This window comes from Bacillus sp. P4_E1 (assembly GCF_056401715.1).
Genome location: NZ_JBFUIV010000013.1, coordinates 1 through 26167 on the forward strand (window position 1 = coordinate 1; position 26167 = coordinate 26167).

Genomic DNA, 26167 nt, shown 5'->3' on the forward strand with positions numbered 1-26167 from the left:
TTTCTTCTAGTCCTTTGATTCCTTCAGCTTCAAAGTGTTTCACCCAACGACTTACAACCGAGTGATGAATACCTAATTCTTTCGCAATGGTTTTATAGCTCATGCCTTCTTTTAAGTATAAATCTATAGCTTGTTTCTTAAATTCTACATCGTAAGTGACTCTAATTTTTCCCATGAAAAAATCCCCTCCATAGTAAACAGGTTAATGTGCTTTCTTTTTCCTGTCTACTATAAGGGGATCATATCAATATGAGAAGCCTCTTTTTTATTCGTTCTGATAGGTTAAAAGGAAACTATCTTTTTTTCACGAATGTAACCTATGAACATAACTAGGAGGGATAAATATGTACCAAACTATTGAAGGTTTTCTACAATCATGGACATACGAGGCTGAGTCTACTCAGAAGATGCTCGATGCATTAACCGATGAATCTTTATCACAAGAAATTGCACCTGGGCACTGGACTTTAGGGAGAGTCGCTTGGCATATCGTTACAGCACTTCCTGTTATGCTATCAGGGACAGGGCTTAAGTTTGAAGGAGAAACGAAAGATTATCCTGTACCAACTTCAGCAAAAACAATTGCAGATGGGTATCGCAAAGTGAATACGGCTTTTATTGAAGCACTTCAAAGTGAGTGGACTGATAAAGACTTAGCTACTATTAATAACTTCTTTGGTCGTCCTATGCCGAATTCTATATTTTTAATGACACTCATCAATCATCAAAATCACCACCGCGGACAGATGACTGTTTTAATGCGTCAAGCTGGCTTAACAGTCCCTGGCGTTTATGGTCCTGCAAAAGAAGAATGGGCTGCTACTGGAATGGAAGCTCCCCAAATGTAACGACAGAAAAAGACAAGGTGTTTATGCACCTTGTCTTTTTCTGTAACTTGTTTCATGTGAAACTATTTTCTACTAAATGGTATTTTATGAGAAAATACGTTAAGATAAATTCATATTAATTGGAGGGAACTAAATTGAATACAAAAAACAAAAAAATAACAATAAGAACTCTCTTACTAACTTCTATCATTGGAGTTATCGGTGTATCTCTTTATTTCACAAGTTATGGTACCCCTTGGGGAAAACAAACAGCAATCGCTGAATCAAAAGAGTATATTACAAAATACTTTGATCTAGATGCAAAAGTCAAAAATACTTCTTACGATTCTAAAATGAATAGCTATGCAATCGCCTTTGAAACAATTGAAGATGGAGAATTTACTATCGAATATAAAGGTCCTAATAACTTTAACATTTCTCCAGGAGTGCAAGAATATTTAAGCAAACACTATAAATTTACAGAGTAGTAACGAAGCATACATATACAAAAAAGAGTTGGTATAACGCCAACTCTTTTTTACGTATTCTTGTCATACTGTTATATCTTCCTTCTCTATATTTTTAATTCCGTAATATGCAATCGCAGCTCCAATCGCAGCAAGTGCTAGTTGAAGGGGAAGAAAAGTTGCTGTAGAAAACATAGGAGTGTTATTAATTGCAATTGATACAACAATCAGAGATGAAACAATTGTAGTTGGCACCGAACGTTTACGCATTCCGAAATATAGAGGGATTAAACTTATTCCCGCAGTTGCAATGGCTAAAGGAACAAGGTTTATCCCTTCTTGCTTCAATTGATCTATTGTGAATGAATTAGGAAGAATTGAAAAATAGCTATCTATCCCAAAGAAAACTCCTACTACTAAAATGTTAGATAAAATAACTGTTATAAATGTTACTATCGCTATAATGGCCAACTTACTACTCATCATTTTCCTCCGATTAATAGGATAAGAAAACATAAGTAGGATTGTTTTGTTTTTATATTCACTAATTATTAACCTTGCGATTAATACACTACCAAAAATAATAAATGTTGCTCTTACTAATGTACTAGCCGTTAATAACATCATCTGCGGATCCCTTATTTCCGGATCACCTTCTACTTGAGCAACGATGCTCGTAAAGATCATTAATGCCAGTATAGCGATATTTGCAATAATCGCTCCCCTTACATACCATCCAAGCTTAAACTTCTTCATTTCTAGCTTCATAAGATGTAGCATAATAGTCCTCCTTTCATTTACATTTTAATCGATATAAATCGCTCCTGTTTTACTTAAAATCTTCACTTCGTTTTTTGCATCACCAATGGTTCCCGCTTTTATTTTTTCTGTATTTTTATTTTTCTTAAGTCCATTTACATTCACCATTACGTCAGACGAATTACTTTTGGCCGTAAGTTTTAAAGATGTCGGAACACCTTTATACCGTACGCCAATATCTCCTGATTTTGTTTCTACAAATAACGATTTTCCTTCTTTCATATCTTTCAGTAATACTTCACCGGATGTTGAAGTGATGTTTATATTTGAGTTACTTACATTTGTTATATAGTTATCACCAGTCGTAGACTTTATATTTAATTCTTGTACTGAACTATCTTTTACAGCTAACTCTCCACTTTGCGATATGAATTCACCTTTCTCGGCTGATAGTCCTACAACCATTTCATCTCCAGACTCACTTTTTGTCACGATATTTTTCACTTCTATATCGCTTATTTTCACATCACCCGATTTATTATTTAATACAATTTTATCTATTTCTTTCTTCGGAATAGCTATAGATATACTATTTTTCTTCCTAAATGTAAAACCATTAAAAAATTTGGTCACCTTTTGTTTTTGCTTAATCACAACTTTATTACCGTCATTTTCTATTTTGACGGGATCTATCTCTTTATCTACTTGTTGACCTTGGGCGAAAACTACTATTTTATTAGAGTCTGTACTTTTAAATTCAATATCCCAGTTTTCATTGTCTACTTCTATTTCTTTTATATTATTTATCTCAAAAGACTTTTCTTTCTTAAAATCTTTCCCCTGAAACACCTTAAAACCAAAAACTACACTAGCAATTGTAATAAGTAAAATTGCAATTACTATTATTTTTTTCACTATTCATACCCCAATTCGTTGTTGTTTTAAGCTTACTTCACACCACATCAATCTTGTCGATTTTACGATATGAAAGATAACTAATGAAAATCCCTAATAAACAGAGCACTATTGGGATACCGATAAAATTAAACATACTTACTTGACCGTTTCCAGAACCAACGTTACTACTAATTAGCATCCCAATTATTACTGCAGAAGTAATTGTTGTCGGTGTCGATTTCTTTCTCATCCCAAAAAATAAAGGAATTAAACTTATACCAGATATCATAAATGCACTTATAAAAGTAGTTGGAACGATAGCTATTATTTCACCTATCGTAGCTGGCGTTTCAATCAGTCCCATCATTGGACTCACAAAATATACGAGTAAACTAATACTGAAAGTAGCGATAATCGTGCTCACAAAACAAAAACAAAAAACAATTGTTAATTTCGCCCTCATTAGCATTTTTCTTTGCAGTGGGTACATAAACAATAGTTGTATTGTTTTGTTCTTATACTCATCAATTATTAAACGTGATAAAATGACCGAACTAAAAATAATGAATGTTATCCTAATAACAGTGTTTATTAAAACCATTTGTTGCGTGAAGTCAGAGAATAGCCCATCTACCTCGTCTTTCGCTCCCAACGCCATGAGGTTTACTACGGTGAAAATTGCTATAATACAAATTGCTACACTTTTAAAATAACTAGATAATTGATGTTTCTTCCATTCAAGCTTCATTAATTTAAACATGTAAACCATGCCTCCATTCCTTATATAACTGCCTCTACGCTACTAACATTCTAATTCCAGCAGTAACTACGCTTAACATTCCTATCACTAATAAAATTAAAATCCATTTCCGCTCAGGTTTTCTATAATATAAAATCCCACTTATGAACATTACGATCAATCCACTTACTATATTCACTAACAACCCATTAAGCATGAATGCCCTCTCCATCCATTACATTTAAGAAATACTCCTCTAAAGAACTATGTTTCTTATTAATACTTTCAATTTCTACATCGTTCATAATGAGTGCTTTTGAAATGGCTTGCTGCGTCGCCTTCAATTCATACACACGAATCATGGTTCCACTCATTATTTTGTAGTTTTTTATACCAAGTTTATCTTCTAAAATATAAGCTGCACGTTTCACATCAGGAACAGTGATTTCAATGTACTCTGTTTGCTTTCCGTTAATACTCTTCATTGAAACTTCTTTTATTAGTTTTCCATTTTGAATTACACCAATTGTATCCGCCATTTGTTCCATCTCGCCTAAAATATGACTAGAGACTAATAACGTAATACCGTATTCTTTGCAGAGCATCTTAAATAAATCTCGTAACTCTTTAATACCAATTGGATCTAAACCATTAATCGGTTCATCTAAAATGAGTAGTTCTGGCTTTGTCATGATCGCCCTTGCAATACCAAGTCGTTGCTTCATCCCTAATGAAAAATCTTTTACTTTTTTATCATCTATACCGTGCAGTTTTACTAAATTTAAAGCATGATCAATTGCGTTTTTATCGTAATACCCCATATATTCACAATGTAATTCTAAGTTTTCCTTCGCCGTTAATTTATCATAAAAGATTGGATATTCGATAATTGTCCCCATTCTTTTTAATACTTCATAAGATGTGTCTGTTAACTTCTCACCGAAAATTTCAATATCACCGCTCGTCGGTTTTATTAAATTTGTGATCATCTTCATAATCGTTGTTTTACCTGCACCATTCGGTCCTAAGAAACCGTATATCTCACCTTTTTTCACATGCATGTTAACACTAGAAATAACTTCTTTCCCTTTAAACACTTTCGTTAACTGATTCGTTTTTAATATATATGTCATGTCACTGTCTCCTTTCGCACTACTTTATATTTCTATAATAGACAACGGAAATCTCTTTTTTCTTACCCGTTCCTTACAAATTCCTTACGCTGAAAAAAAAGCTTGTAGAATCTACTTCTCTACAAGCTAAAACAGCATCTTTGTTAATACAACTGTAAAAATTGTTTTTTCATACGGCTTACTAGAAAGATGTATTTCTCCGTCCATCGCTTCCACAAGCCTTTTCGTAATCGTTAACCCTAAACCGCTTCCTTGGTACAATCTATTTCTTGAATCTTCAAGTGTGTACATACGCTCAAACACTTTATCAATGTGAGATTCATCAATTCCTTTTCCTGTATCCCATACATCTATATACACACTCGTTTCATCATCTCTTAACGTCATACCAAGTGTCTTTCCATCGTCACCATATGTAATCGCATTTGATATTAAATTATTCAATACTCTACCTAATACTTCTACATTTCCAAGTGCATATATATTTCTTTCTGGTATATCAATATGAACTTGAAACCCTTTCGTCGTCACTAAATCATAAAAAGATAAAATCTTCTCGCGGCAAACTTCATTCATATTTACTTTTGTCATCTCAATTGCTTTGTCACCGGATTCTAATTTTGCTAAATCAAAAAACTTATGAATCAGTTCCATCACTTCTAGTGTTTTTACATGCACCTTTTCGAGTAATATTTGCTTCTCTTCCTCATTTATCGTTTTATCCTTATTTAACATTTCGGTATATCCAAGAATAACTGTTAGTGGTGTTTTCAAATCATGTGAAATATTTGAAAGCATTTTTCTCATCGAAATTTCCACTTTCGCATGATCTGCATTCGTTTTCTGTTTTGCATCTAATAAATGATTAATCCCCACTAATAAATTTCGCAATTCTAGATCATCTGTCATAATTAATAGCTTCTCACCAGTTTGTTCTTTTACAATTCGATTTAACTTCTCATACGTGTAGCGTAAATTCCTACTACTATTTTTCCTAATTTTATATTGCACGTAAATAACGATAAGCAATATAATAATCACCACTGTTAAAAATACAACCATACTACATCACTTCCAACTTATAGCCGATGCCCCATAATGTTTTAATATATTCTGGATTAGATGGATCACTTTCAATTTTCTCACGTAATCTTCTCATATGAACATTAATAACATTATCATCACCATAATATTCTTCATTCCAAACAAGCGTATATATTTGTGCTTTCGTAAAAACACGATTTTGATTCTTCACGAATAGCTTTAAAATCTCAAATTCTTTTAAAGTAAGTTTAAGCTGTCTTCCCTTTTTCTCCACAGTAAAATTAATTGGGTCAATTATTAAATCACCAATCTGAATCGCCTCATCTTTTGATTCCACAGCTGAATACTTTGTAGACCTCCGAATACCCGCTTTTACACGTGCAGCTAGTTCAATCATAGAAAACGGCTTACAAATGTAATCATCTGCTCCAAGTCCTAATCCAACAGCTTTATCAACATCTGTATCTTTTGCCGACATCATTAAAATCGGAACTGCACTCTTCTCACGAATAATACGTACAACCTCTAAGCCATCTAGCTTTGGCATCATAATGTCGAGGATAATCAAATCAAATGAACCTTTTAAATATGTGTTCACGCCCTCTTCTCCATCAGATGCGATTGTAACTTGAAATCCTTCTTTTATTAAATACTTTTCCACCATCTCTTGAATTGAAATATCATCTTCAACTAATAAAATATGATGTGACATATGTCTATCCCCTTTTTTACAAACATTAACATTTCAATTGTATCGTAACGAATGAATACTGTGAAGAATTATATGAATTTTCAAACCAACTTCCCTTCCTTCCATAACAATGATATGATGAAATTCACTACGATTGTTCATAATTAACTTTATATAAAGGAGACTTATCATGTCAGAAAACAAAAAAGTAAGCTTAGCTGATTTAATGCGCGAACAACTTGCGAAGAAAAAGCAAGGAAATGGAAACGGCTCAAATAATGGAAGTCAAAGTCAAGAAACGAAAAAATTACAAAACCAACAAACGAAGAAAACAAACAACCAACGTAGACGTACAGGTGTATAAATGAACGGGCAAAAACGATCTAACATTTCATCAGGTCTTGAAGTTGATATTGTATTAAAACAAGATCAACGTACAGGTAAGCTAACAAGAGGAATTGTAAAAGATATTTTAACGAACTCACCTTCACATCCGCACGGCATTAAAGTAAGATTGCAAGACGGACAGGTTGGCAGAGTACAAAATATTATTCAATAAGAAAAGGAGCTCATTTAAACTTGAGCTCCTTTTCTTATTTTCATTAACCTTTAATTTTTTCGATGAAAACTACTTTTAAATAGTCTCCCTCTTTAAATTGATCAATTGTACGGAAATCTTCTGGTAAAGAATGTTCTTCTAATATTTTATATTTACCGTTCATTTCTTTAAATGCTGTATCGATAAAGCCATTAAACTTTTTCATATCGAATGCGCTACAATTTGTAGAAGCAACGATAATACCGTTATTTTCTGTAATCGCAATTGTTTCTTTTAATAAGTTTTTATAATCTTTCGCCGCACTGAACGTATATTTTTTCGAGCGTGCAAAGCTTGGGGGATCAAGTACAACCATATCAAATTTCATCTTTTTCTTAGCTGCATATTTGAAATATAGAAATACATCTTCTACAATAATATCTTGTGCTTCATAATCAATTTCATTTACACTAAACTGCTCAATCGTTTTACTTAAACTACGATTTGCAAGGTCCACACTCGTTGTTTTACTCGCTCCGCCAAGCGCTGCAAATACAGAGAAAGCCCCAGTATAAGAGAACATATTTAAAACCGTTCTTCCTTTTGCATATTTATCACGAATTTGTTTTCGAACGTTACGCTGATCTAAAAACACACCAACCATCGCCCCGTCATTTAAATATACAGCAAAGTTTACACCGTTCTCTTTTACGATAAGTGGGAACTCACCGCGCTCTCCTGCGACGAAATCATCACCTTCAATGTATTTCCCTTTCGTATCAAAACGCTTTTTCTCATAAATCCCTTTGAAATTTGCTACTTTTTGAAGTGCTGCTATAATCTCATCGCGGAAAGTATAAACCCCTTCACTATACCAACTTATTACGTAATAGCCGTCATAATAATCGATGATTAAACCACCAAGGCCATCGCCCTCACCATTCAGGGCACGAAATGCTGTTGTATCATTTGATTTATAAAAATCTTTTCGTTTATGTAAAGCAGATTTGATTTTACTTTCAAAGAAAGGTTGATTAATTTGCTCTTTCTCTTTTCTCGTTAAAATCCATCCATATCCTTTATTTTGTTTTCCATAATAGCCTTTTCCGATGAATTGGTTCTTCTCATCTACTACGTTGATGATTGTTCCTTCTTCACGTACATCATTTAAATTTTGAATAGCATCTTTTAAAATAAGTGGATATCCACTTTTAATTTCTTTTATAAACTTCGGTTTTATTTTTATAGTTACTTCAGATCGCATGTAATGTCTTCCTTTCCATTTGAATGCTTTCTAATTAGTAGGAAGCAATGTAAAAAACGAGGCTGAAAAAAGCCTCGTTTCACTATACCATATTATTGCTTTGCTAGTACAACTAGCTCATCTCCTGGTATAACCGCTATATATTTATACAATGTTGAAAAAGTAAGACTACCATCATCTTGACGAATAAATAATATTACATCCTCTGAATCGCTCTCTTCTTTATTAATTTTGTGTTCTTCCTCAACTTGTATCGTTTTAAATGTATAACCCTCTTCAATTTTTCTATCTAACTCTTCATAAATTTCATTTTGACCAAACAGTAAATGAGCTTTTTTCGAAAGAGAGATGCGTTCTTGCTCAATCTTTTCCACATCATGAATCGGAAGTAAAAATGTATTATGATGTCCAAACTGCGGTACATATGTGTTTGCGACTAATACATTGTAAGAATCCGTATCTGTAACTGAAATTAAGTATTCATACTGATTCATATCTACTTCAAATTGCAACTGCTCTGAGAGTACTTGGCCGTTATATGTATTAAGCCCTTTCACCTTTGCGCATTGCAAATGTTCTTCCGATACATCTACGATTAAGCTCGGAATCCCCATCTCTTTACAATGCATAGCGAATGCAGTTGAGAATGTACTAGCTCCTGAAATTAAAATACCTGGTGGCTGTGTATTGGCTAATCCTAATTTTTTTGCTAAAAATCCAATTGAAAATCCATGAGCACAAACGGTCGTAATTACGAGTGCAAATGTAAGTGCTGTTAATATAGAAGCATCTTTATACCCTTCTTGTAATAACTCCGTCGCAAAGTAACTTGAAACCGTTAATGCAACAATACCTCGCGGCGCAATCCAACCAACTAGCGCCCTTTCTGATTTTGTTAACTCTGTTCCGATTGTCGATACCCAAATTGATAAAGGACGAACAACAAATATCATCATAAGTACGAAGCTAATAATAGGCCAGCTAAAAATCTCCATAATCGTCGTTCTTGGAAGTGATGCTGTTAAGATGATGAAAACAGTCGATGTTAATAGTACGGAAATATTTTCGTTAAAATGACGAATATCACCGATAGAAGAAATATATTTCTTCATCCGTGCAAGTGTAATCCCCATTACTGTTACGGCTAGCATACCTGTTTCATGCATGACTTCATCTGCAATGCCGAAGCATAGTAATACCGTAACGAGCAAAATCGGTGCCTTTAAATATTCTGGTACTTTCCCTTTTAAAATCATATAACTCATAAAAATACTAAACGCATACCCAAGTACCATTGCAAATAACGAACCTGCAAAGAAATATAGTAACGTATGTAAGTGTACATTTTCTTTCGTTAAGAAATTTACAATTTGAAAGGCGAATACAGCAAGTAATGCTCCAAACGGATCAACGATAATCCCTTCCCACTTTAAAATTGCAGCTGTCCTTGGCTTTAATCGTGCTTGGCGTAACAACGGAATAATTACAGTTGGACCTGTCACAATAAAAAGTCCTCCAATAATAAATGCAACCGCCCAATCTAATCCAGCGACGTAATGGGCTGCAAGTGAGCCAGCAATCCAAGCAATAAACGCACCAAACGTAACAATACGAAATACTGGTTTTTGATAGTCCCCTCAGTTCACGTACATCTAAACTTAAACTACCCTCAAACAATATAATGGCAACAGAAAGTGATACGAGTGGACTAAAAACATCTCCAAGCACCTCTTTTGGATTAATAATACCGAAAACTGGACCAATTAATAATCCGGCAACTGCCATAACAACAATAGCAGGGAGCTGGAAGCGCCATGCAGTCCATTGTGAGGCGATGCCTAGTGTAATAATAATAACGATACTAAGTAACAGTGATTCGACCATAATACCCTCCTTGTTCATAGTATTGCGAAAGCAAGGTATAAACCATACTTTGCTTGTGTATATTTCTTATTTTGTTTTATTTTAATAATATATAACTTCATTAACTATATGGTCAAATTATTTATATAATAGTAAATTCATCCTTAATTCTACATTTATATGAAAATTACTATTGACAATGATAATGATTTTCATTATCATTTAATGTATATGAGTTCTTGAAAATAAAGGCTACACATTTATAGGAGGAATAAACATGATTATTGTTACAAATACAACTAAAATTACAAAGGGAAATGGCCATAAATTAATTGAGCGTTTTAATAAAGTAGGTAAAGTCGAAACAATGTCAGGATTTTTAGGATTAGAAGTTCTTTTAACGCACAATACAGTTGATTATGATGAAGTAACAATTAGCACTCGCTGGAATGCAAAAGAAGATTTCCAAGGTTGGACAAAGAGCTCAGCATTTAAAGATGCTCACTCACATCAAGGCGGGATGCCAGACTATATTCTTGATAATAAAATTGCTTACTATGATGTAAAAGTTGTACGTATGCCAATGGCTGCAGCACAGTAAGCATATTTCTTTTTTAAAGTATAGAATATGAAGAGTGTTACCACTTCTCATATTCTATACTTTTTTTATTTAATGTCTTTTTACTAGTTTCGCATGTACTACTAATCTTCCCGCTTCTGGATCAAGTGCATAGTCACACGTCGAAAGTGTTACGATTTGATCACTTTCTGTCACTTTTGTATCCGTTTTGTACAGCGATTTTTCTTGAATTTTCTCCAAAAATGATGTGTATTCCGTATCACTACTAAAATCCGTTTCAATGTAATAAAAATCAGTTGTTGTTGTATACACCGAAAACACTTCAAGATCATATCCTTCAAATAATGTATCGTAATATAATTTACGATGCGACATGAAGAAATCTTCATCCAACATTTTCTTTAAACTTCCAAACATAGAACCATCTTTCATACGGTGACCATATAAAATAGTATTTCGATTTTGCGATTTCACATCATTACGATAGTCCATAAAAATGCTTCCTGCTCTCATATCTTCACCTTTATAATTTCGAAATAAATAGTAATCATTGTCTTTTGCTTGAACGATTGGATAATTAATTTGTGTATCATCCATCGTAATCCATCCAACTATTTCTTGGTTAATTTGCTGCAGAACTTTGAACTGTTTACGCACTTCCCCGTCTTGTGATTGCTCTTCCATCGGACTTTTTTCATAAATGTTTTGTGCTTCGGCCATTACTTTACGATTTTCATAGTAATCCATGAAAATATCACCTAATTCATATACTGAATAGAAAAAGGTACCTAAAAAAACAACTGTAAGTATTCGTTGAAAAAAAGAATTCTTCTTCCTTTCTTTTTTGCTACTCAAATTATCACCTCAAAACGGATTGTTCGCATGTTTAAATACCCATTGGAACCATATACAATCCTGTATCTTCATCTTGCTTTACAACGACATCTACACCGTATATCGTCTTTATCATACTTTCTGTCACAACATCATTCGGCTTGCCTTTTGTAACAATTTCGCCGTCTTTCATAACAATGATATGATCACTATAGCGAATCGCCTGATTAATATCGTGTAATACCATAACGATTGTCAATCCTTGTGCTTCATTTAATTCTTTTACTAACTCTAATATTTCAAGTTGATAATAAATATCTAAATATGTTGTCGGTTCATCTAAAAAGAGCATTGGCGTCTTCTGAGCTAACGTCATGGCAATCCAAACACGCTGTCTTTCTCCACCAGATAAAGCATGAATTTCCTTATCACGTTTACTTAGCAAATTCGTACATGCTAAAGCCCTTTCTATTGCTTCTCTATCTTCATCAGTTTGCGAAGAAAATATATTTTTATGAGGCATACGGCCAAAGCTTGTTAATTTCTCTACCGTCATATCTGCCGGTGCTTCATTTTGTTGATGGACAACGGCTAACTTTCTAGCAAACTCTTTCGGTTTATATTGGCTAATTGCCTTCCCATCAAGTATTACCTCTCCACTACGAGGATCGTGATTTCTTGACATCACACCAAGTAATGTTGATTTCCCGCAACCGTTTGGTCCAATAATTGTTGTAATTTTACCAATCTCTATTTCACTACTAACCGACTTTAATCGATCCGTTACATTATCGTACGAAAAGGTTACATTTTTAATTTCCATGAACTTTATCACTCTTTCTAAGCAAGAATATTAAGAATGGGCCACCAATAACTGCCATAATCGTCGCTGCTGGAATTTCGTTAGGTGGCACAATTAACCTTCCAATCGTATCCGCCATCAAAATTAATAACGCCCCTGCAAGAGCAGAAAATGGAATTAATGCTTTATGGTCTGAACCAACTAGTTGTCTTGAAATGTGCGGAACGAGTAATCCTACGAAAGCGATAACACCTGCAATTGCTGTTGATACTGCCGCTAAGAGTACTGCAATGGCAGAAATAATAAGACGAACTCTCGTCACGTGCAAGCCTAAGTTTTTTGCAGTCTTATCTTGTAGAGATAATAAGTTACACCAAGCTCCGACAAACAGTGCAAGAATAAGACCAATTGTTCCATAAGTAACCATTATTTCTACATCGCCCCACGTCTTCATCGTTATATTAGAAGTCGTCGTTTGCTTAATACTCTTAATGAAGTATCCACAAATCGTAATGAACGATTCATTTAATCCAGTGAACATCGCATTAATGGCAATACCAATTAAAATAATGCGAAGCGGACTTAATCCTGATTTCCATGAAAACGAATAAACGAGATAACACGCAAACGCACCACCTAGAAAGGCGAATACCGGCGTCCAGAAAAAGAATTGCGGGAATAGCGTAATAATAACAAGTGTCATAAAACTTGCTCCTGAAGATATCCCGATTACCCCAGCATCAGCAAGTGGATTTTTCATGACAGCTTGGAAGAGCACGCCCGAAACAGCAAGAGCTGCTCCAGTAAATAGTGCAATAATAATACGTGGGAAACGTAAATCTTTAATCACTTCAACATCTTCATTTGCCCCTGTAAATATTCCTTGTACAAGGTCAATAATACCTACTTCTAAACTACCTTTCGTCGCTGACAACAAAGTCATAATGATGAGTAATACAGTAACAATAAAGAAACTCCATAATTTTTTATTCATGCTAATCTTCCTTTATATTAAAATGCATCACGGATACATCATTTTTTTCAATTCATCTAGCGCTTCAGTCGCTGCTAAATTTCCTGTCGTTCCAAATAAACGCTCTTCTAAATCGTAAACACGATTATTTTTAACTGCAGCGAAGTGTTTCCAAATATCATTTGTTTTAAATTCTTTATCAAACATTTTTACAACTTCATCAGGCATACCATGTGCCGCTCGTAAAATAATGTCTGGATCAGCTTTTTTTAAATACTCTGTATTAGAAGCTAAATACTCTACTTGTTCACCTTGTACAATGTTTTTACCACCTAATTGTTTCACTAAATCTCCAATATAAGAATGCTCTGTTGCTACTAAATAACTCCCCGGTACACCTAATAAAATAAGCACTGTCGGTTCTTTCTTTCCCTTTACTGCTTTTTGAATCTCTGCAACCTTGTTATCTAACTTAGTTACAACTGCTTCAGCCTGCTTTTCACGTCCATATTGCTTACCTAAATTACTAATGGAATTTTGCATATTTTTTAAACTTGTTAGATCTAAAAAGTTTGCTTTCATACCTACACCATCAAAAACTGGCTTTAATTCATATTCAAGTGTTGTCACTGATAATACTTCTGACGGCTTTAATGATTTTACCTTTTCCATATCAGGACTCATCGGATTCCCAACTTCAGGTAAACCTTTATATCTCTTTGGTAAATCTTTAGTACTTGTTGGTACACCAATTAAATCTACTTCTAACGCATCCATAATTTCAGTAACAGCAACTGTCGTTGCGACAATCCTCTCTTTACCCTCACTCTTTACCTGCTTCGCTGTTTCTTTTTTGGGCGCCTGGCATCCAGCTATACTTACTAATAAAATGATAGCCATTAGTACACTTACAATTTTCTTCACTCTTAATCACCACTCCTTTCCAAACAATATGAAACAAGTCTTGATGCATGCAAACATGCATCAAGACTCCAAAAATTACAATCTACCTGCTCTATATTTACGAACTAGTAAAGCAAGTGACCCAAGCAATAGCACCATGTTTAAACCTAGTTGTGCTGTATCTGCCGTTTTTGAGTTTTTCTCTTTTTTCGAATCATTTTTTTGATCTTCTTTTTTCTTCTTATCATCTGCATTTCGGTTAAAATCAGGATTATCTACTTTTTTTACATTATCTACTTTCGGCGTAATCACTGGATTGTTCGGATCATTTTTCGGATCTTTTTTTGGATCCTCTTTAATCGTTCCTAACGCACCAATATTATTTGTATCAAATTGAATTTGGACATCGTAGAAGTGGTGGTAGTTCATCTCATCAATGTCTACTTTCACTTTTGCATTTAATTTTTTAAATAAATCTTCTACTTCAAATTGTACTACTCGCGTATTTGCATTTTTATCTTCACTTACTACTTTTGCATCAGCAAAAAGACTATTGTTTTCTGTTTGGAATTTCGTAATCCACGCACTATTTTTCAGCGTCATCTCAATGTACTTTTTACCATCTTTAACGATTAATTTTGCTGGATTTACAGTATAGTCATGCATCTTTGAAAGTTCTTCTGTTTTGTTTTTTAACACTTTAAATGTAATATCATATTGACCATCTACTAAATTTTTCGGATCAACTATTACTTTCGGTGTATTATTTCCACCTTGATTGTCATTTCCGCCTTGGTTATCGTTTCCACCTTGGTTATCGTTTCCACCTTGGTTATCATTTCCGCCTTGGTTGTCGTTTCCGCCTTGGTTGTCGTTTCCACCTTGGTTCCCTAAAGCTTTGATACTATCTTGATCAAATACAAATTGAACATCGTAGAAATGGTGATAATTCATTGAATCAATATCTACTTTTACTTTTGCATTTAATTTTTTAGACAAATCATTTACTTCTACTTCTACTACTCTTGTATTTTGCTCTTTATTTTCACTTAATACTTTTGCATTAACGAACGAGCCATTCTTCTCAAAATCAAACTTTGTAATCCATGTACTATTTGTTAATGTAAACGATACATATTTCTTACCATCTTTTACTTTCAATACACCTGGGCTTTTTGTGTATGTATTCATCATTGATATTTCATCTGTTTGATCTTTTAATACTTTAAAGCCAATGCTGTATTCACCGTCTTTAAGAGCGTTTGGATCAATTGTTGTATTATTGCCTTGGTTGTTGTTTCCACCTTGGTTGTCGTTTCCACCTTGGTTGTTGTTTCCGCCTTGGTTGTCGTTTCCGCCTTGGTTGTCGTTTCCACCTTGGTTATCATTTCCACCTTGGTTGTCGTTTCCGCCTTGGTTGTCGTTTCCGCCTTGGTTGTCGTTTCCACCTTGGTTATCATTTCCGCCTTGGTTGTCGTTTCCGCCTTGGTTGTCGTTTCCGCCTTGGTTATCTAACGGTTTAATGCTATCTTTATCAAATGCAAATTGAATATCATAGAAATGATGATAATTCATTGAATCGATATCGACTTTTACTTTTGCGTTCAATTTTTTCGATAAATCTGCTACTTCCACTTCCACTACACGCGTATCAGCTTTCGTATCTTCACTCAATACACTCGCATCAACAAACGAACCATTTTTATCAAATTCAAACTTTGTAATCCAAGCGCTATTCGTTAATGTGAATGATACATATTTTTTACCATCTTTCACTTTTAACACGCCTGGACTCTTTGTATACGTGTTCATCATTGAAATTTCTTCTGTTTGATCTTTTAAAGCTTTGAAATTGATACTGTATTCACCATCTTTAATTGTTTCAGCATCTGGTTTTTCTACTTCCGGTTTCTCTACTTCTGGCTTCTCTACTTCTGGTTTCTCTACTTCTGGTTTCTCTTCATTTTTAATTTGTTCAAGCTTATCTTGTTCAAATAAAAGTTGCACATCATGTGTTTGCTTATAGTTTCTTGATGCCATTTCGATAAATACTTTTGTATTTAGTTTTTTAGATAAGTCGTTTACTTCAAACTCTACTACTCTTGTATCTTTTTCTTTATCTTCACTCACTACTTTTGCATCAACAAACGCACCATCTTTTTCCGTTTGGAAATTTTTAATTAATGAGCTACTTTTTAGTGTTACAATTGCTTTTTTCTTACCATTTTCTACTTTTAATACCCCTGGATTTACCATGTAAGTATTCATCTTAGATTCTTCATCTGTTTGATCTTTTAACACTTTAAACGGAACGCTGTACTCACCATCTTTAATTGTTTCAGTATCTGGTTTTTCTACTTCCGGTTGTTTCTCTTCATTTTTAATTTGTTCAAGTTTATCTTGTTCAAATAAAAGTTGTACATTATGTGTTTGCTTGTAACCTTGTGATGCCACTTCAATAAATACTTTTGTATTTAGTTTTTTAGATAAATCGTCTACTTCAAATTCTACTACTCTTGTATCTTTTTCTTTATCTTCACTCACTACTTTTGCATCAGCAAATGCGCCATCTTTTTCCGTTTGAAAATTTTTAATTAATGAGCTATTTTTTAACGTTACAATTGCTTTTTTCTTACCGTTTTCTACTTTTAATACCCCTGGATTTACCATGTAAGTATTCATCTTAGATTCTTCATCTGTTTGATCTTTTAACACTTTAAATGGAATGCTGTACTCTCCATCTTTAATTGTGTTAGAATTTGGTTGTTGATCTGGGTCAGGCTTTTGGTCGGGCTTCTGACTCGGATCCGGATTTTCATTTGGATCTGGCTTATTAGCTGGGTCCTCTTTTTCATTTGGTTGTTCTACATGAATCGGTGTAATACTATTTTGATCAAATGCAATACGCACATCATAGTCATGATGATAATTTAAAAAATCAATGTCTACTTTTACTTTCGCATTTAATACCTTCTCTACATCGTCCACATCGAATTCTACGACTCTTGTATCTTTTTCTTGATCTTCACTAATTACATTTGTCGCAACAAACTGACCACTTTTTTCCGTTTCAAACTTTGTAATCCATGAACTATGTTCTAACGTAAAGGATACTTTCTTTTTCCCATTCTTCACTTTTAAAGTTCCTGGACTTACAGAGTATTGATTCATCATAGATTCTTCATCTGATGTGTCTTTAAGAACTTTGAAACCGATTGAGTATTCACCGTCAGCTAGTTGACTAGCAGCTTGAACTGCAAGTGGTTGTAGCGTTGATACGAATGTGAAAATCGTTAGAAACATTGCAACAACAATTTTAAAATACCTGTTCAATAGAATGACTCTCCTTTTTAAAAAATTTCCAATTATTTAATGCTGTTCCCATCAAATACAAAACGAATATCATATGAAGCGTTATAATTAATAATTGGGATGTTAATTTTCACCTTTCCTTTTAGTTTTTCTGACAAGTCAGCTACTTCAAATTCTACTACTCTAGTATTCTCTTTTTTGTTTTCACTTAAGACTGTTGTTTCTAAAAATTGACCATCTTTTTCTACTTGGAAACTTTTAATAGAAACACTATCTTTCACTTTCAATGAAACGTATTGTTTTCCATTTTTAACTGTTAATGTTGCTGGACTTTCAAAATAACTATTCATTCTAGATGATTCATCTTTATCGCCTTTCCATACAGTAAAAGCAATATTATATTTTCCATCAGCTAGTTGTGTAGCAGCTTTTGCATCTTGTAACCCTAGTGTTGCTATAAACGTAAGTAAGACAGCAAATACGGCAATAATCATTTTAAATTGTTTAAACATATATTCATCGCCCTTCCAAAGATTTATTTACCTAACTTCACTTTACGAACTAAGAAAACACCTGAAATAAGAAGTAATGCTGCAAATAATCCGATACGTGCCTCATCACTTGTTTTTGGGTTATCTGTTTTTTCAGCTTTCCCACTTTCATTTGTTCCTTTATTTACATCTTTGTTTGTTTCTTTGCTCTCTTCTTTCTTCACTTCTTCTTTTACTTGTGTATTTTTTTGAGTTTGATCTTCATTTTTTGTTGCAGCAGTTGCCTTATTCTCTCCACCTACTGCTTTTACATTTGCATCAAACGCAAAGCGAATTGTGTAGTTATGGTCATAATTTACGTTCGGTACAACAACATGAATTTTTACAGCTGCTGGTTTAGATAAGTCGTCTATTTTAAACTCTACAGTTCTTTTATCTGCAGATTCATCTTTACTAACAACTTTTGCATCAACAAAGTTCCCGTTCTCTGGTGCTTTAAATTCTGTAATCCAAGCACTATGATTCATAGGAATTTGTACTCTCATCTCACCATTTTTTACAATTAACTTAGCTGGTTTTTCAAAATAATCATTTGCCATTGAAGCTGAATCATTTTCTGCTTTTTGTATGACATAGTTAATATCGTAAGTACCGTCAGCTACATTTGCCGAAGCTTGTCCGAATGGCACTACGAGAAAAGCTAGCATACATACGAATGTCATAATAAAAGCGGGTAATACCGAAAACTTTCTCATTTACCTTACTGCCTCCTTGTTTTTCTTTTTTGAAAATGATAATTATTCTCAATATATAAGAAAAAAAATAATCTTTCTATCTCTATTTTATAACGAGTAACACTATGTAGTTAGAAATATATTGATTATCATTCTCATTGATAGACAAAAAAATAATCCCACCAATTTTTCCTATAAGAATAAACATAAAACTCTTTCATCATTTTATTGATTATCATTCTCAACGAATTTCAAAAAAAATAAACCGCCTAATTCTATCGTTTTATCACCTCTTCTTACAAAAATGATATAGTCATAGAAAACCTCTTCCCTTCCAATATTTCCACAACTAAGTCAATCTTAGCCTACTGGTAATTTTTTTGTCAACTATATTACGTATAAAATTTTTAATATCTGAATTCTTCTATATATAATTTTTCTACAAAAAAAGAGGCTTTCTTTAAAAGAAAGCCTCTTTCCCTTATTTTTCTACAGCAATTTCTTGCTTTTGAAATAAAGAAACTACATATCCAATTGCAATTCCAATGATACCCGGAACTAACCAACCAATCCCTACACTATATAATGGAATTTTATCTAAAATAGGAGCAAGGGCCGCTACTTGAAGATTGGCATTATGCAATCCATCAAAGAAGCTAATTGCAAATGCGCCTACAATACCGCCTACATACATAGCTAATGGAAGACGAATATAGTTTTCAACAAGTGATAATACGATCAGTACGATACCAATTGGGTAAATTGCAATTAAGATTGGTAATGCTAATGCGTTTAACTGAGTTAAACCAAGATTTGCTACCATAAATGCTAATAAAGAGAAAATGAAAATGACTTTTTGATAAGAAAGCTTTGGTAATAACGAAGAAAAATATTCTCCACAAGCTGCAACAATACCGACAGAAGTTGTTAAGCATGCTGCTGTAATTGCGATCCCTAGTAATAATGTTCCGTAGCTACCAAATAAATGATTCACGACGTTTGTTAAAATAATTCCGCCGTTTGCTCCCATTCCAAGTGAAACACTAGAAGCTCCAAGGTAAGCAAGTGCTAAATAAACAAGAAGTAAGCCAAGTGCTGCAATAAATCCTGCAAAGATTGTTACTTTTGCAATACTGTTCTTATTTGTAATGCCTTTTGCTTTTAAAGCATTGATCACAACATTTCCGAAAACAAGTGCTGCAAGTCCATCTAAAGTTAAATATCCATCAATAAAACCTTTAAAGAGCGGGGCACTATACGCTTCTGTAGGGGCACCAAACTCTCCCATTGGAGTCATAATTGCTTTCGCTACAATAATTGCAATAACAGCTAATAAAATTGGAGTTAACACTTTACCAATGCGCCCCACTAATTTCGATGGGTTTAATGCTAAATAGAAAGTAACTGCAAAGAAAATAAATGTAAAGATAACAAGTGGATACGATTGACCAGCTATCTCACTTGGTAAAAACGGTGCAACACTCATTTCATAAGCAACAGTCCCTGTACGTGGCACACTAACAAATACGCCTAAACATAAATAAATTGCAGTAATGAAAATTAGCGCGAATAGAGGATGTACACGTCCTGCTAATTCATTAATATCTCCCTTTAGAGCTATAACAATAACTCCTAATAAAGGCAGTCCTACACCTGTTACGATAAAGCCAAATAACGCGATCCATACATCTGTTCCAGCACCTTGCCCTAACGCTGGTGGGAAAATCATATTACCGGCACCGAAAAACAGTGCAAATAACATTAAGCTTATTGCAAACATCTCAGAAAACTTTAAAGATGACTTCATTTCTACTACCTCCTAATTATTTTATTGACAAAATATTCTGAATTAAAATCCGTCACATATCCTCTTTCAAGCATACTTCCCCGTAAAAGAACGCAAAAAACACCCGTCCCTAACAAAGGGACGAGTGTTGAAATCGTGGTTCCACCCTTATTCTAATAAAATGAATTTATAACGAAATAAGCTCATTTTATAGCTCGTGTAAATTGATAACGGTTTTATCCGCCAAGAATTACAATGCATCTGCAGTTCACTCTTGAAGTTTAGAGGTGGTAAGTTTGTCTTTCCGTATTAGGAAGCTCACAGCCTAAGGCTTCCCTCTCTGAGAATCGTCAAAAACAACTCATGTCCTCATCATTACTTTTATAAAATATGTTGTCGAAACTTGTTGTTTTTTATTATATGGGCTATTTTTTAAAAAATCAATAGTTTTATTTTTTCTGACAAAAAAATATAGGGAGAAAACTTTCCTCCCTATAACTGCCCTATTAATATTTCTAATTCCTTAGGTGTAATGTCTCGCCATTTTCCAGCTTCAAGCTCATTTAGCTCTATATTCATAATGCGTACTCGCTTTAGCTTTGTTACAGTAAATCCGAAAGCACGACTCATTCTACGAATTTGCCTATTCATTCCTTGCGTTAAAACGATGCGGAATGTAGACTGATTAACTCTCGTCACTTTACATGGCTTCGTCATTCCATCTTTAATCTTTACACCGCTGGACATCTCATCAATAAACCAATCTGTAAACGGCTTATCAACAGCGACAACATATTCTTTCTCATGCTCATGATCACCGTGCAAAATTTGATTCGCAATCGCACCGTCATTCGTTAATAAGATGAGTCCTTCCGATGCTTTATCTAATCGTCCAACAGGAAAGATTCGTTCTGGATAATCGATATAATCAATAATATTATCTTCAATATGTTCGGCTGCTGTACAAGTAATTCCGACTGGTTTATGGAAGGCAATATACACCTTTTCTTTCTCTTCTTTTACAATAACTTGCCCATCAATTGTTACAATATCACCTTCATTAACGAGTGCACCGTGCGTACATACTTCACCGTTAATACAGGCACGTCCTGCTTTAATGAGACGGTCTGTTTCACGTCTTGAGCAGGATTTTGCTTCGCTTATGTATTGGTTGATTTTCATGTTTTGTTCCTTTTCTTATAGATTAAAAGCGTCAATCCATGGCAATATCATTATGCCAAGATTGACGCTCCTTTACTTCGCAAAAACAACTAAATAAATAACCCCAATTACCAAAAATATTCCGCAACAAGCTAACAATACTTTTGCAAGTTTGTCCATAAACATATAATGGTTTCCCCTTTTGTTTGGTTGTTTGCTATTTTAATTCGACAACTGTTACGCCTAGGCCTCCCTCGCCCATGTCACCGTAGCGGTAGGTTTTCACACCGCGATGTTTCTTCAAGTAATCTTGTACACCTTGGCGAAGCGCTCCTGTTCCTTTACCGTGAATAATTGATACACGAGGATAGCTTGCAAGCTGTGCATCGTCTAAATATTTTTCAACGCGCATCATTGCATCTTCATAACGTTCGCCGCGAAGGTCTAGCTCTAACGACACGTGATAATCTCTACCCTTCACACTTGCGACTGCTTTTTTCTCAGTTTGCTTCGGTGTATTAATGTATTCCATATTGGATTCTTTCACTTTCATCTTCAGAATACCAATTTGTACGCTCCACTCTGTATCACTTACTTTTTCAAGCAATTGACCTTTTTGACCGAACGTTAACACTTTTACTTCATCACCTGATCGTAACTGTTGTTTTGGCGCTGTGTTTTTCACGTTTACTTTTTGTTTCTTCACAAGCTCTGGCGCCGCACCTTCTAGACGGCTCTTCGCTTCAATAAGCTCATGGTCTTTCACGTTTATAAGCTGTGCTTTACGCAATTGACGAAGTTCTTGAATAATGCCTTCTGCTTCTTGCTTTGCAGCTTCGACTTTTTCTTCCCCTTCTTTTTGCGCTTTTAATAATTTTTCATCGCGCTCATCGTTAAATTCAATAATTTGACGTTGTAATTCACGATGAAGTTTTTCAGATTGCTTACGATGCTCTTCCGCTTCTTTTCGTTCGCGCTCTGCATTTTTTTGGCTTTCTTCTAGCTTTGCAATCATATTTTCGATTTTGTTCGTATCTGTACTAATATGGTTACGAGCGCGATCAATAACGCGATCAGACAAACCAAGACGCTTCGAAATTTCAAAGGCGTTACTACGTCCTGGTACACCGATTAATAATTTGTACGTTGGGCTTAATGTATTCACATCGAACTCAACGCTCGCATTAATAACTTGCTCACGATTGTATCCATATGCTTTTAATTCTGGGTAATGCGTCGTTGCAACAACGCGAGCACCACGGTTACATACTTCATCTAAAATAGAAATCGCTAGTGCAGCCCCTTCTTGCGGATCTGTCCCAGCACCTAATTCATCAAATAGGACTAAACTTTCAAAATCAGCTTTTTCTAAAATATCTACAATGTTTACCATATGAGAAGAGAATGTACTTAAATTTTGTTCAATCGATTGCTCATCACCGATATCAGCAAAGATGTTTTTAAATACACATATCTCTGATTCATCCATTACTGGGATATGAAGACCAGATTGCGCCATTAAGACACAAATACCGACTGTTTTAAGTGTAACTGTTTTACCACCTGTATTCGGTCCTGTAATAACGATTGTTGTAAAGTCTTTACCAAGCATAATGTTATTTGGCACGATAATTTCCGGATCAATAAGCGGATGGCGTGCTTGTTTTAAATCCATGTAGCGTTCATTATTTACGATTGGCTTCGTCGCTTTAATTCGCTTCGCATAAAGAGCTTTCGCAAAAATAAAATCAAGATTTGCAACTACTTCTACGTTTGATAAAACAATATCAGCTTCCACTGCTACTTCTTCCGTTAACATCATTAAAATGCGTTCTACTTCTTGTTTTTCTTTCACACGTGCTTCTTGAAGTGCGTTATTTAATTCCACGATTACTTGCGGTTCGATAAATAATGTTTGTCCAGAAGCAGATTGATCGTGAACAATACCACCATATACGCCGCGGTATTCTTGTTTTACCGGGATTACGTAGCGTTCGTTACGAATCGTTACAATTGCATCTGATAACATTTTTTGCGCGTTTGAAGAACGCGTCATGTTTTCTAATTTCTCACGAATACGGCTTTCCGCAGTACGAATTTGATTACGAATACCACGCAATTTGTCACTTGCGCTATCGACTACTTCACCGCCGTCACCAATACAATTTGTAATCTTCTTTTCTAAATCATATAAAGACACAATTTGTGCGACATGTGTTTCTAAAATTGGAAGCTCAACACCGTTGTCAATCATATCGTCAATGAAACGTTTCATTTGGCGACTACCGTACATCGTACTTGCGATTTCAATTAATTCATGAGTACTTAACATACTTCCAATTTTCGCACGCTTAATATTTGCACGAATATCAGAAATCCCTCCAAGTGGTACATGTCCTTTTAAACGGATGACTTTCGCTGCCTCATCCGTTGTTTCTTGCAATTCCACAATTTCTTCAAAATCTGTGCTTGGCACTAAATTCTTCACTTTATCACGACCAAGTGAAGATGCTGTATGTTCAAGTAATTGTTCTTTTACTTTATTATATTCTAATACACGCAACGTTCGTTCTAACATGTTGCAGGTCCCCCCTGTATTACTTATTACGTTTAATATAGTCTAATAAACGTTCAATATCCCATGTGTTAATCACGTTATCTTTTTGAATCCAACCTTTACGCGCTGCTGCTACACCTGTTTCCATATCTTCTAACATTTCAAGTGTATGGGCATCCGTATTAATCGCTACTTTTACACCAGCATCTTGTGCTTGTTTTAATAATTTCGCGCTTAAATCTAGACGGTTTGGATTTGCATTTAATTCTAAAACTGTATTTGTTTCTTTTGCGAGCTGGATTAATAAATCTGTATCTACATCGTAACCCTCACGGCGCCCAAGAAGACGTCCTGTCGGATGGGCAATCATTGTGACATGCTTATTCTCAAGTGCAGTGCGAAGACGCTTCATAATCGTTTCACGGTCTTGTGAGAAGCTAGAGTGAATGGCTCCAATGACATAATCTAGTTCTGCTAATACTTCATCGTCAAAATCAAGTGTCGCATCTGGTAAAATGTCCATTTCAATCCCGCGCAAAATTGTAATGTCTGGATACTTTTCATTCATACGTTCAATTTCTTTCGCTTGTTCACGAAGACGCTCTTTCGTTAAACCGTTCGCTACTTTCAAGTATTGCGAGTGATCAGTAATTGCCATAAATTTATATCCACGAGCGCGGCACGCTTGTACCATTTCTTCAATTGAAAAAGCACCGTCACTCCACGTTGTATGCATATGTAAATCACCCTGTATATCAGAGAACTGAATTAAGTTCGGATACTCTTTAATTAATTCAATTTCTTTTCCATCTTCACGCACTTCTGGTGGGATGAATGGAAGGCCAAAGTGGGCGAAGAATGCTTCTTCTGTTTCGAATGTTTTCACTTCACCTGTCTCTAAGATTTCCACACCGTATTCACTAATTTTTTCGCCTCTATCTTTCGCAATTTGGCGCATTTTTACGTTATGGTCTTTTGATCCTGTGAAATGGTGAAGAGTTGTAATAAATTCTTCTGGTTTTACTAAGCGGAAGTCAATTGAAATATCATATTCATATTGAAGACGAACAGATACTTTCGTATCTCCACTTGCAATCACTTCAATCATATTATCAAATTGTAGTAAATGTTCACGCACTACTGCTGGCTCTGTCGTTGCAATGATGAAATCTAAGTCCTTCACTGTCTCACGAACACGGCGTAAACTACCAGCGCGTGAGAAACGAATTATTTCAGCAACATTCGACAATTTCCCCTCTATTTCCCCGGCAATAGGCAATACCATCGCAATTGGTAAACGCTCTGGACGAGAGCCTACTTGATCAATTGCTTCTAATATTTTCTCTTCTGTTTTCTTACCGAATCCAGCTAAAGCTTGTACTTTATTTTCTTCACAAACAGCTTTTAACGTTTCCATATCAACAACACCAAGTTCTTTGTATAACTTGGCCACCTTCTTACCACCAAGGCCTGGTAGTTTTAATAGTGGTAATAAACTGCTTGGTACTTCTTTTTCAAGTTCTTGTAGTACTTCAGATGTTCCCGATTCTATATATTCTTGAATAACTGCTGCTGTTCCTTTTCCGATACCTGGAATCTTTGTGAAATCTTCAATTTCAGAAAGACTACGGTCATCACTTTCTAGTGCTGCCGCCGCTTTACGGAATGCAGATATTTTAAATGGATTCGCGCCCTTTAGTTCCATAAATAGGCCAATTGTCTCTAGTAATTTGATAACTTGTTTTTTATTCACTTTCATCATTTCCCCGCCTTTCTTTCATAGAAAAAAACTTCTCTTTCCGAAAAAAGAGA

25 protein-coding genes, 1 pseudogene and 1 other annotated feature are annotated in these 26167 nt (G+C 34.7%); of the genes and pseudogenes, 5 read left to right on the plus strand and 21 right to left on the minus strand.

Translation table 11 applies throughout. The annotated features are described in order from the left end of the window. Positions 1-175, minus strand: a 175-nt coding sequence (locus tag AC1DS7_RS18355; RefSeq protein ID WP_476999096.1) for a transposase, incomplete at its 3' end; no start/stop codon positions are given. Between the two features lie 169 nt (positions 176-344). On the opposite strand from AC1DS7_RS18355, the gene AC1DS7_RS18360 reads away from it, so the two are divergent. Both AC1DS7_RS18360 and AC1DS7_RS18365 read left to right on the plus strand, forming a co-directional pair. Further along, on the plus strand, positions 345-848 hold the full coding sequence (locus AC1DS7_RS18360) for a DinB family protein (RefSeq protein ID WP_000284970.1): 504 nt from the start codon (positions 345-347) through the stop codon (positions 846-848). A 134-nt stretch (positions 849-982) separates the two neighbouring features. Continuing rightward, positions 983-1315: a YfjL-like protein gene (locus tag AC1DS7_RS18365; RefSeq protein WP_159147130.1), complete on the plus strand. Its 333-nt coding sequence runs from the start codon at positions 983-985 to the stop codon at positions 1313-1315. Positions 1316-1378: 63 nt separating this feature from the next. Here AC1DS7_RS18365 and AC1DS7_RS18370 read toward each other — a convergent pair whose 3' ends face one another. From AC1DS7_RS18370 to AC1DS7_RS18400, 7 genes are all read right to left on the minus strand, one after another. Further along, entirely contained in the window at positions 1379-2074 is a 696-nt protein-coding gene (locus AC1DS7_RS18370; RefSeq protein ID WP_088040209.1) for an ABC transporter permease, read from the minus strand. 24 nt (positions 2075-2098) lie between these two features. Next, positions 2099-2968: a DUF4097 family beta strand repeat-containing protein gene (locus AC1DS7_RS18375; RefSeq protein WP_159147132.1), complete on the minus strand. Its 870-nt coding sequence runs from the start codon at positions 2966-2968 to the stop codon at positions 2099-2101. Between the two features lie 37 nt (positions 2969-3005). Then, positions 3006-3710, minus strand: coding sequence for an ABC transporter permease (locus AC1DS7_RS18380; RefSeq protein WP_002143305.1), 705 nt, complete (start codon positions 3708-3710; stop codon positions 3006-3008). Between the two features lie 34 nt (positions 3711-3744). Further along, positions 3745-3906: a hypothetical protein gene (locus AC1DS7_RS18385; RefSeq protein WP_002143307.1), complete on the minus strand. Its 162-nt coding sequence runs from the start codon at positions 3904-3906 to the stop codon at positions 3745-3747. Beyond that, positions 3899-4822, minus strand: coding sequence for an ABC transporter ATP-binding protein (locus AC1DS7_RS18390; protein WP_002143308.1), 924 nt, complete (start codon positions 4820-4822; stop codon positions 3899-3901). The genes AC1DS7_RS18385 and AC1DS7_RS18390 overlap by 8 nt, the downstream gene beginning before the upstream one ends. A gap of 126 nt (positions 4823-4948) precedes the next feature. Beyond that, positions 4949-5884 (minus strand): HAMP domain-containing histidine kinase, encoded by a 936-nt coding sequence (locus tag AC1DS7_RS18395; protein ID WP_002143309.1) that lies wholly within the window; start codon positions 5882-5884, stop codon positions 4949-4951. Between the two features lies 1 nt (position 5885). Next, on the minus strand, positions 5886-6578 hold the full coding sequence (locus tag AC1DS7_RS18400) for a response regulator transcription factor (protein WP_002143310.1): 693 nt from the start codon (positions 6576-6578) through the stop codon (positions 5886-5888). A gap of 169 nt (positions 6579-6747) precedes the next feature. Here AC1DS7_RS18400 and AC1DS7_RS18405 point away from each other — a divergent pair, with 169 nt between their 5' ends. Together AC1DS7_RS18405 and AC1DS7_RS18410 are read left to right on the plus strand one after the other, a co-directional pair. Then, positions 6748-6921, plus strand: coding sequence for a hypothetical protein (locus AC1DS7_RS18405; RefSeq protein ID WP_002015431.1), 174 nt, complete (start codon positions 6748-6750; stop codon positions 6919-6921). Then, positions 6922-7116 carry a YwbE family protein gene (locus AC1DS7_RS18410; protein WP_001014315.1) on the plus strand — a complete coding sequence of 65 codons (195 nt, stop codon included), beginning with the start codon at positions 6922-6924 and terminating at the stop codon, positions 7114-7116. It begins immediately after the preceding gene. A 43-nt stretch (positions 7117-7159) separates the two neighbouring features. Here AC1DS7_RS18410 and AC1DS7_RS18415 read toward each other — a convergent pair whose 3' ends face one another. Both AC1DS7_RS18415 and AC1DS7_RS18420 read right to left on the minus strand, forming a co-directional pair. Beyond that, positions 7160-8359, minus strand: coding sequence for a class I SAM-dependent rRNA methyltransferase (locus AC1DS7_RS18415; RefSeq protein ID WP_002067464.1), 1200 nt, complete (start codon positions 8357-8359; stop codon positions 7160-7162). Positions 8360-8451: 92 nt separating this feature from the next. Beyond that, positions 8452-10243, minus strand: a pseudogene (locus tag AC1DS7_RS18420) (cation:proton antiporter). Between the two features lie 256 nt (positions 10244-10499). On the opposite strand from AC1DS7_RS18420, the gene isdG reads away from it, so the two are divergent. Continuing rightward, on the plus strand, positions 10500-10823 hold the full coding sequence (gene isdG / locus AC1DS7_RS18425; protein ID WP_002143312.1) for a heme oxygenase: 324 nt from the start codon (positions 10500-10502) through the stop codon (positions 10821-10823). 69 nt (positions 10824-10892) lie between these two features. Here isdG and srtB read toward each other — a convergent pair whose 3' ends face one another. The 11 genes from srtB to polX form a co-directional block, all read right to left on the minus strand. Further along, entirely contained in the window at positions 10893-11657 is a 765-nt protein-coding gene (gene srtB / locus AC1DS7_RS18430; protein ID WP_002129321.1) for a class B sortase, read from the minus strand. Positions 11658-11688: 31 nt separating this feature from the next. Further along, on the minus strand, positions 11689-12459 hold the full coding sequence (locus AC1DS7_RS18435; RefSeq protein ID WP_002088890.1) for an ABC transporter ATP-binding protein: 771 nt from the start codon (positions 12457-12459) through the stop codon (positions 11689-11691). Then, positions 12449-13432 (minus strand): FecCD family ABC transporter permease, encoded by a 984-nt coding sequence (locus AC1DS7_RS18440; RefSeq protein ID WP_476999150.1) that lies wholly within the window; start codon positions 13430-13432, stop codon positions 12449-12451. Before AC1DS7_RS18440 ends, AC1DS7_RS18435 begins: the two co-directional genes overlap by 11 nt. A 27-nt stretch (positions 13433-13459) precedes the next feature. Then, positions 13460-14335, minus strand: coding sequence for a heme ABC transporter substrate-binding protein IsdE (gene isdE, locus AC1DS7_RS18445; protein ID WP_002143317.1), 876 nt, complete (start codon positions 14333-14335; stop codon positions 13460-13462). A 75-nt stretch (positions 14336-14410) separates the two neighbouring features. After that, entirely contained in the window at positions 14411-17647 is a 3237-nt protein-coding gene (locus tag AC1DS7_RS18450) for an NEAT domain-containing protein (RefSeq protein ID WP_476999151.1), read from the minus strand. 32 nt (positions 17648-17679) lie between these two features. Further along, entirely contained in the window at positions 17680-18138 is a 459-nt protein-coding gene (locus AC1DS7_RS18455) for an NEAT domain-containing protein (RefSeq protein WP_016102985.1), read from the minus strand. Between the two features lie 23 nt (positions 18139-18161). Further along, positions 18162-18872 carry a heme uptake protein IsdC gene (gene isdC / locus AC1DS7_RS18460; RefSeq protein WP_016102984.1) on the minus strand — a complete coding sequence of 237 codons (711 nt, stop codon included), beginning with the start codon at positions 18870-18872 and terminating at the stop codon, positions 18162-18164. A gap of 460 nt (positions 18873-19332) precedes the next feature. Then, positions 19333-20658 (minus strand): branched-chain amino acid transport system II carrier protein BrnQ6, encoded by a 1326-nt coding sequence (brnQ6, locus tag AC1DS7_RS18465; RefSeq protein ID WP_012261785.1) that lies wholly within the window; start codon positions 20656-20658, stop codon positions 19333-19335. Between the two features lie 113 nt (positions 20659-20771). Further along, positions 20772-21022, minus strand: a binding site (T-box leader). Between the two features lie 107 nt (positions 21023-21129). Next, complete coding sequence (locus AC1DS7_RS18470; protein WP_012261786.1) at positions 21130-21819, minus strand: 23S rRNA pseudouridine(2604) synthase RluF; 690 nt, start codon at positions 21817-21819, stop codon at positions 21130-21132. Positions 21820-22015: 196 nt separating this feature from the next. Then, a complete protein-coding gene (locus tag AC1DS7_RS18475) occupies positions 22016-24376 on the minus strand; it encodes an endonuclease MutS2 (RefSeq protein ID WP_215588528.1) in 2361 nt (786 codons plus the stop codon). Positions 24377-24395: 19 nt separating this feature from the next. Next, positions 24396-26114 carry a DNA polymerase/3'-5' exonuclease PolX gene (gene polX, locus AC1DS7_RS18480; RefSeq protein WP_016102982.1) on the minus strand — a complete coding sequence of 573 codons (1719 nt, stop codon included), beginning with the start codon at positions 26112-26114 and terminating at the stop codon, positions 24396-24398. Positions 26115-26167 lie beyond the last annotated feature (53 nt).

Bases quoted from the DNA above. Each gene is read 5' to 3' on its own strand.
- AC1DS7_RS18360 (WP_000284970.1), top strand. From the start codon at position 345: ATGTACCAAACTATTGAAGGTTTTCTACAATCATGGACATACGAGGCT.
- AC1DS7_RS18370 (WP_088040209.1), bottom strand. From the start codon at position 2,074: ATGCTACATCTTATGAAGCTAGAAATGAAGAAGTTTAAGCTTGGATGG.
- AC1DS7_RS18380 (WP_002143305.1), bottom strand. From the start codon at position 3,710: ATGTTTAAATTAATGAAGCTTGAATGGAAGAAACATCAATTATCTAGT.
- AC1DS7_RS18385 (WP_002143307.1), bottom strand. From the start codon at position 3,906: ATGCTTAATGGGTTGTTAGTGAATATAGTAAGTGGATTGATCGTAATG.
- AC1DS7_RS18390 (WP_002143308.1), bottom strand. From the start codon at position 4,822: ATGACATATATATTAAAAACGAATCAGTTAACGAAAGTGTTTAAAGGG.
- AC1DS7_RS18395 (WP_002143309.1), bottom strand. From the start codon at position 5,884: ATGGTTGTATTTTTAACAGTGGTGATTATTATATTGCTTATCGTTATT.
- AC1DS7_RS18400 (WP_002143310.1), bottom strand. From the start codon at position 6,578: ATGTCACATCATATTTTATTAGTTGAAGATGATATTTCAATTCAAGAG.
- AC1DS7_RS18405 (WP_002015431.1), top strand. From the start codon at position 6,748: ATGTCAGAAAACAAAAAAGTAAGCTTAGCTGATTTAATGCGCGAACAA.
- AC1DS7_RS18410 (WP_001014315.1), top strand. From the start codon at position 6,922: ATGAACGGGCAAAAACGATCTAACATTTCATCAGGTCTTGAAGTTGAT.
- AC1DS7_RS18415 (WP_002067464.1), bottom strand. From the start codon at position 8,359: ATGCGATCTGAAGTAACTATAAAAATAAAACCGAAGTTTATAAAAGAA.
- isdG (WP_002143312.1), top strand. From the start codon at position 10,500: ATGATTATTGTTACAAATACAACTAAAATTACAAAGGGAAATGGCCAT.
- AC1DS7_RS18435 (WP_002088890.1), bottom strand. From the start codon at position 12,459: ATGGAAATTAAAAATGTAACCTTTTCGTACGATAATGTAACGGATCGA.
- AC1DS7_RS18440 (WP_476999150.1), bottom strand. From the start codon at position 13,432: ATGAATAAAAAATTATGGAGTTTCTTTATTGTTACTGTATTACTCATC.
- AC1DS7_RS18455 (WP_016102985.1), bottom strand. From the start codon at position 18,138: ATGTTTAAACAATTTAAAATGATTATTGCCGTATTTGCTGTCTTACTT.
- isdC (WP_016102984.1), bottom strand. From the start codon at position 18,872: ATGAGAAAGTTTTCGGTATTACCCGCTTTTATTATGACATTCGTATGT.
- brnQ6 (WP_012261785.1), bottom strand. From the start codon at position 20,658: ATGAAGTCATCTTTAAAGTTTTCTGAGATGTTTGCAATAAGCTTAATG.
- AC1DS7_RS18470 (WP_012261786.1), bottom strand. From the start codon at position 21,819: ATGAAAATCAACCAATACATAAGCGAAGCAAAATCCTGCTCAAGACGT.
- AC1DS7_RS18475 (WP_215588528.1), bottom strand. From the start codon at position 24,376: ATGTTAGAACGAACGTTGCGTGTATTAGAATATAATAAAGTAAAAGAA.
- polX (WP_016102982.1), bottom strand. From the start codon at position 26,114: ATGAAAGTGAATAAAAAACAAGTTATCAAATTACTAGAGACAATTGGC.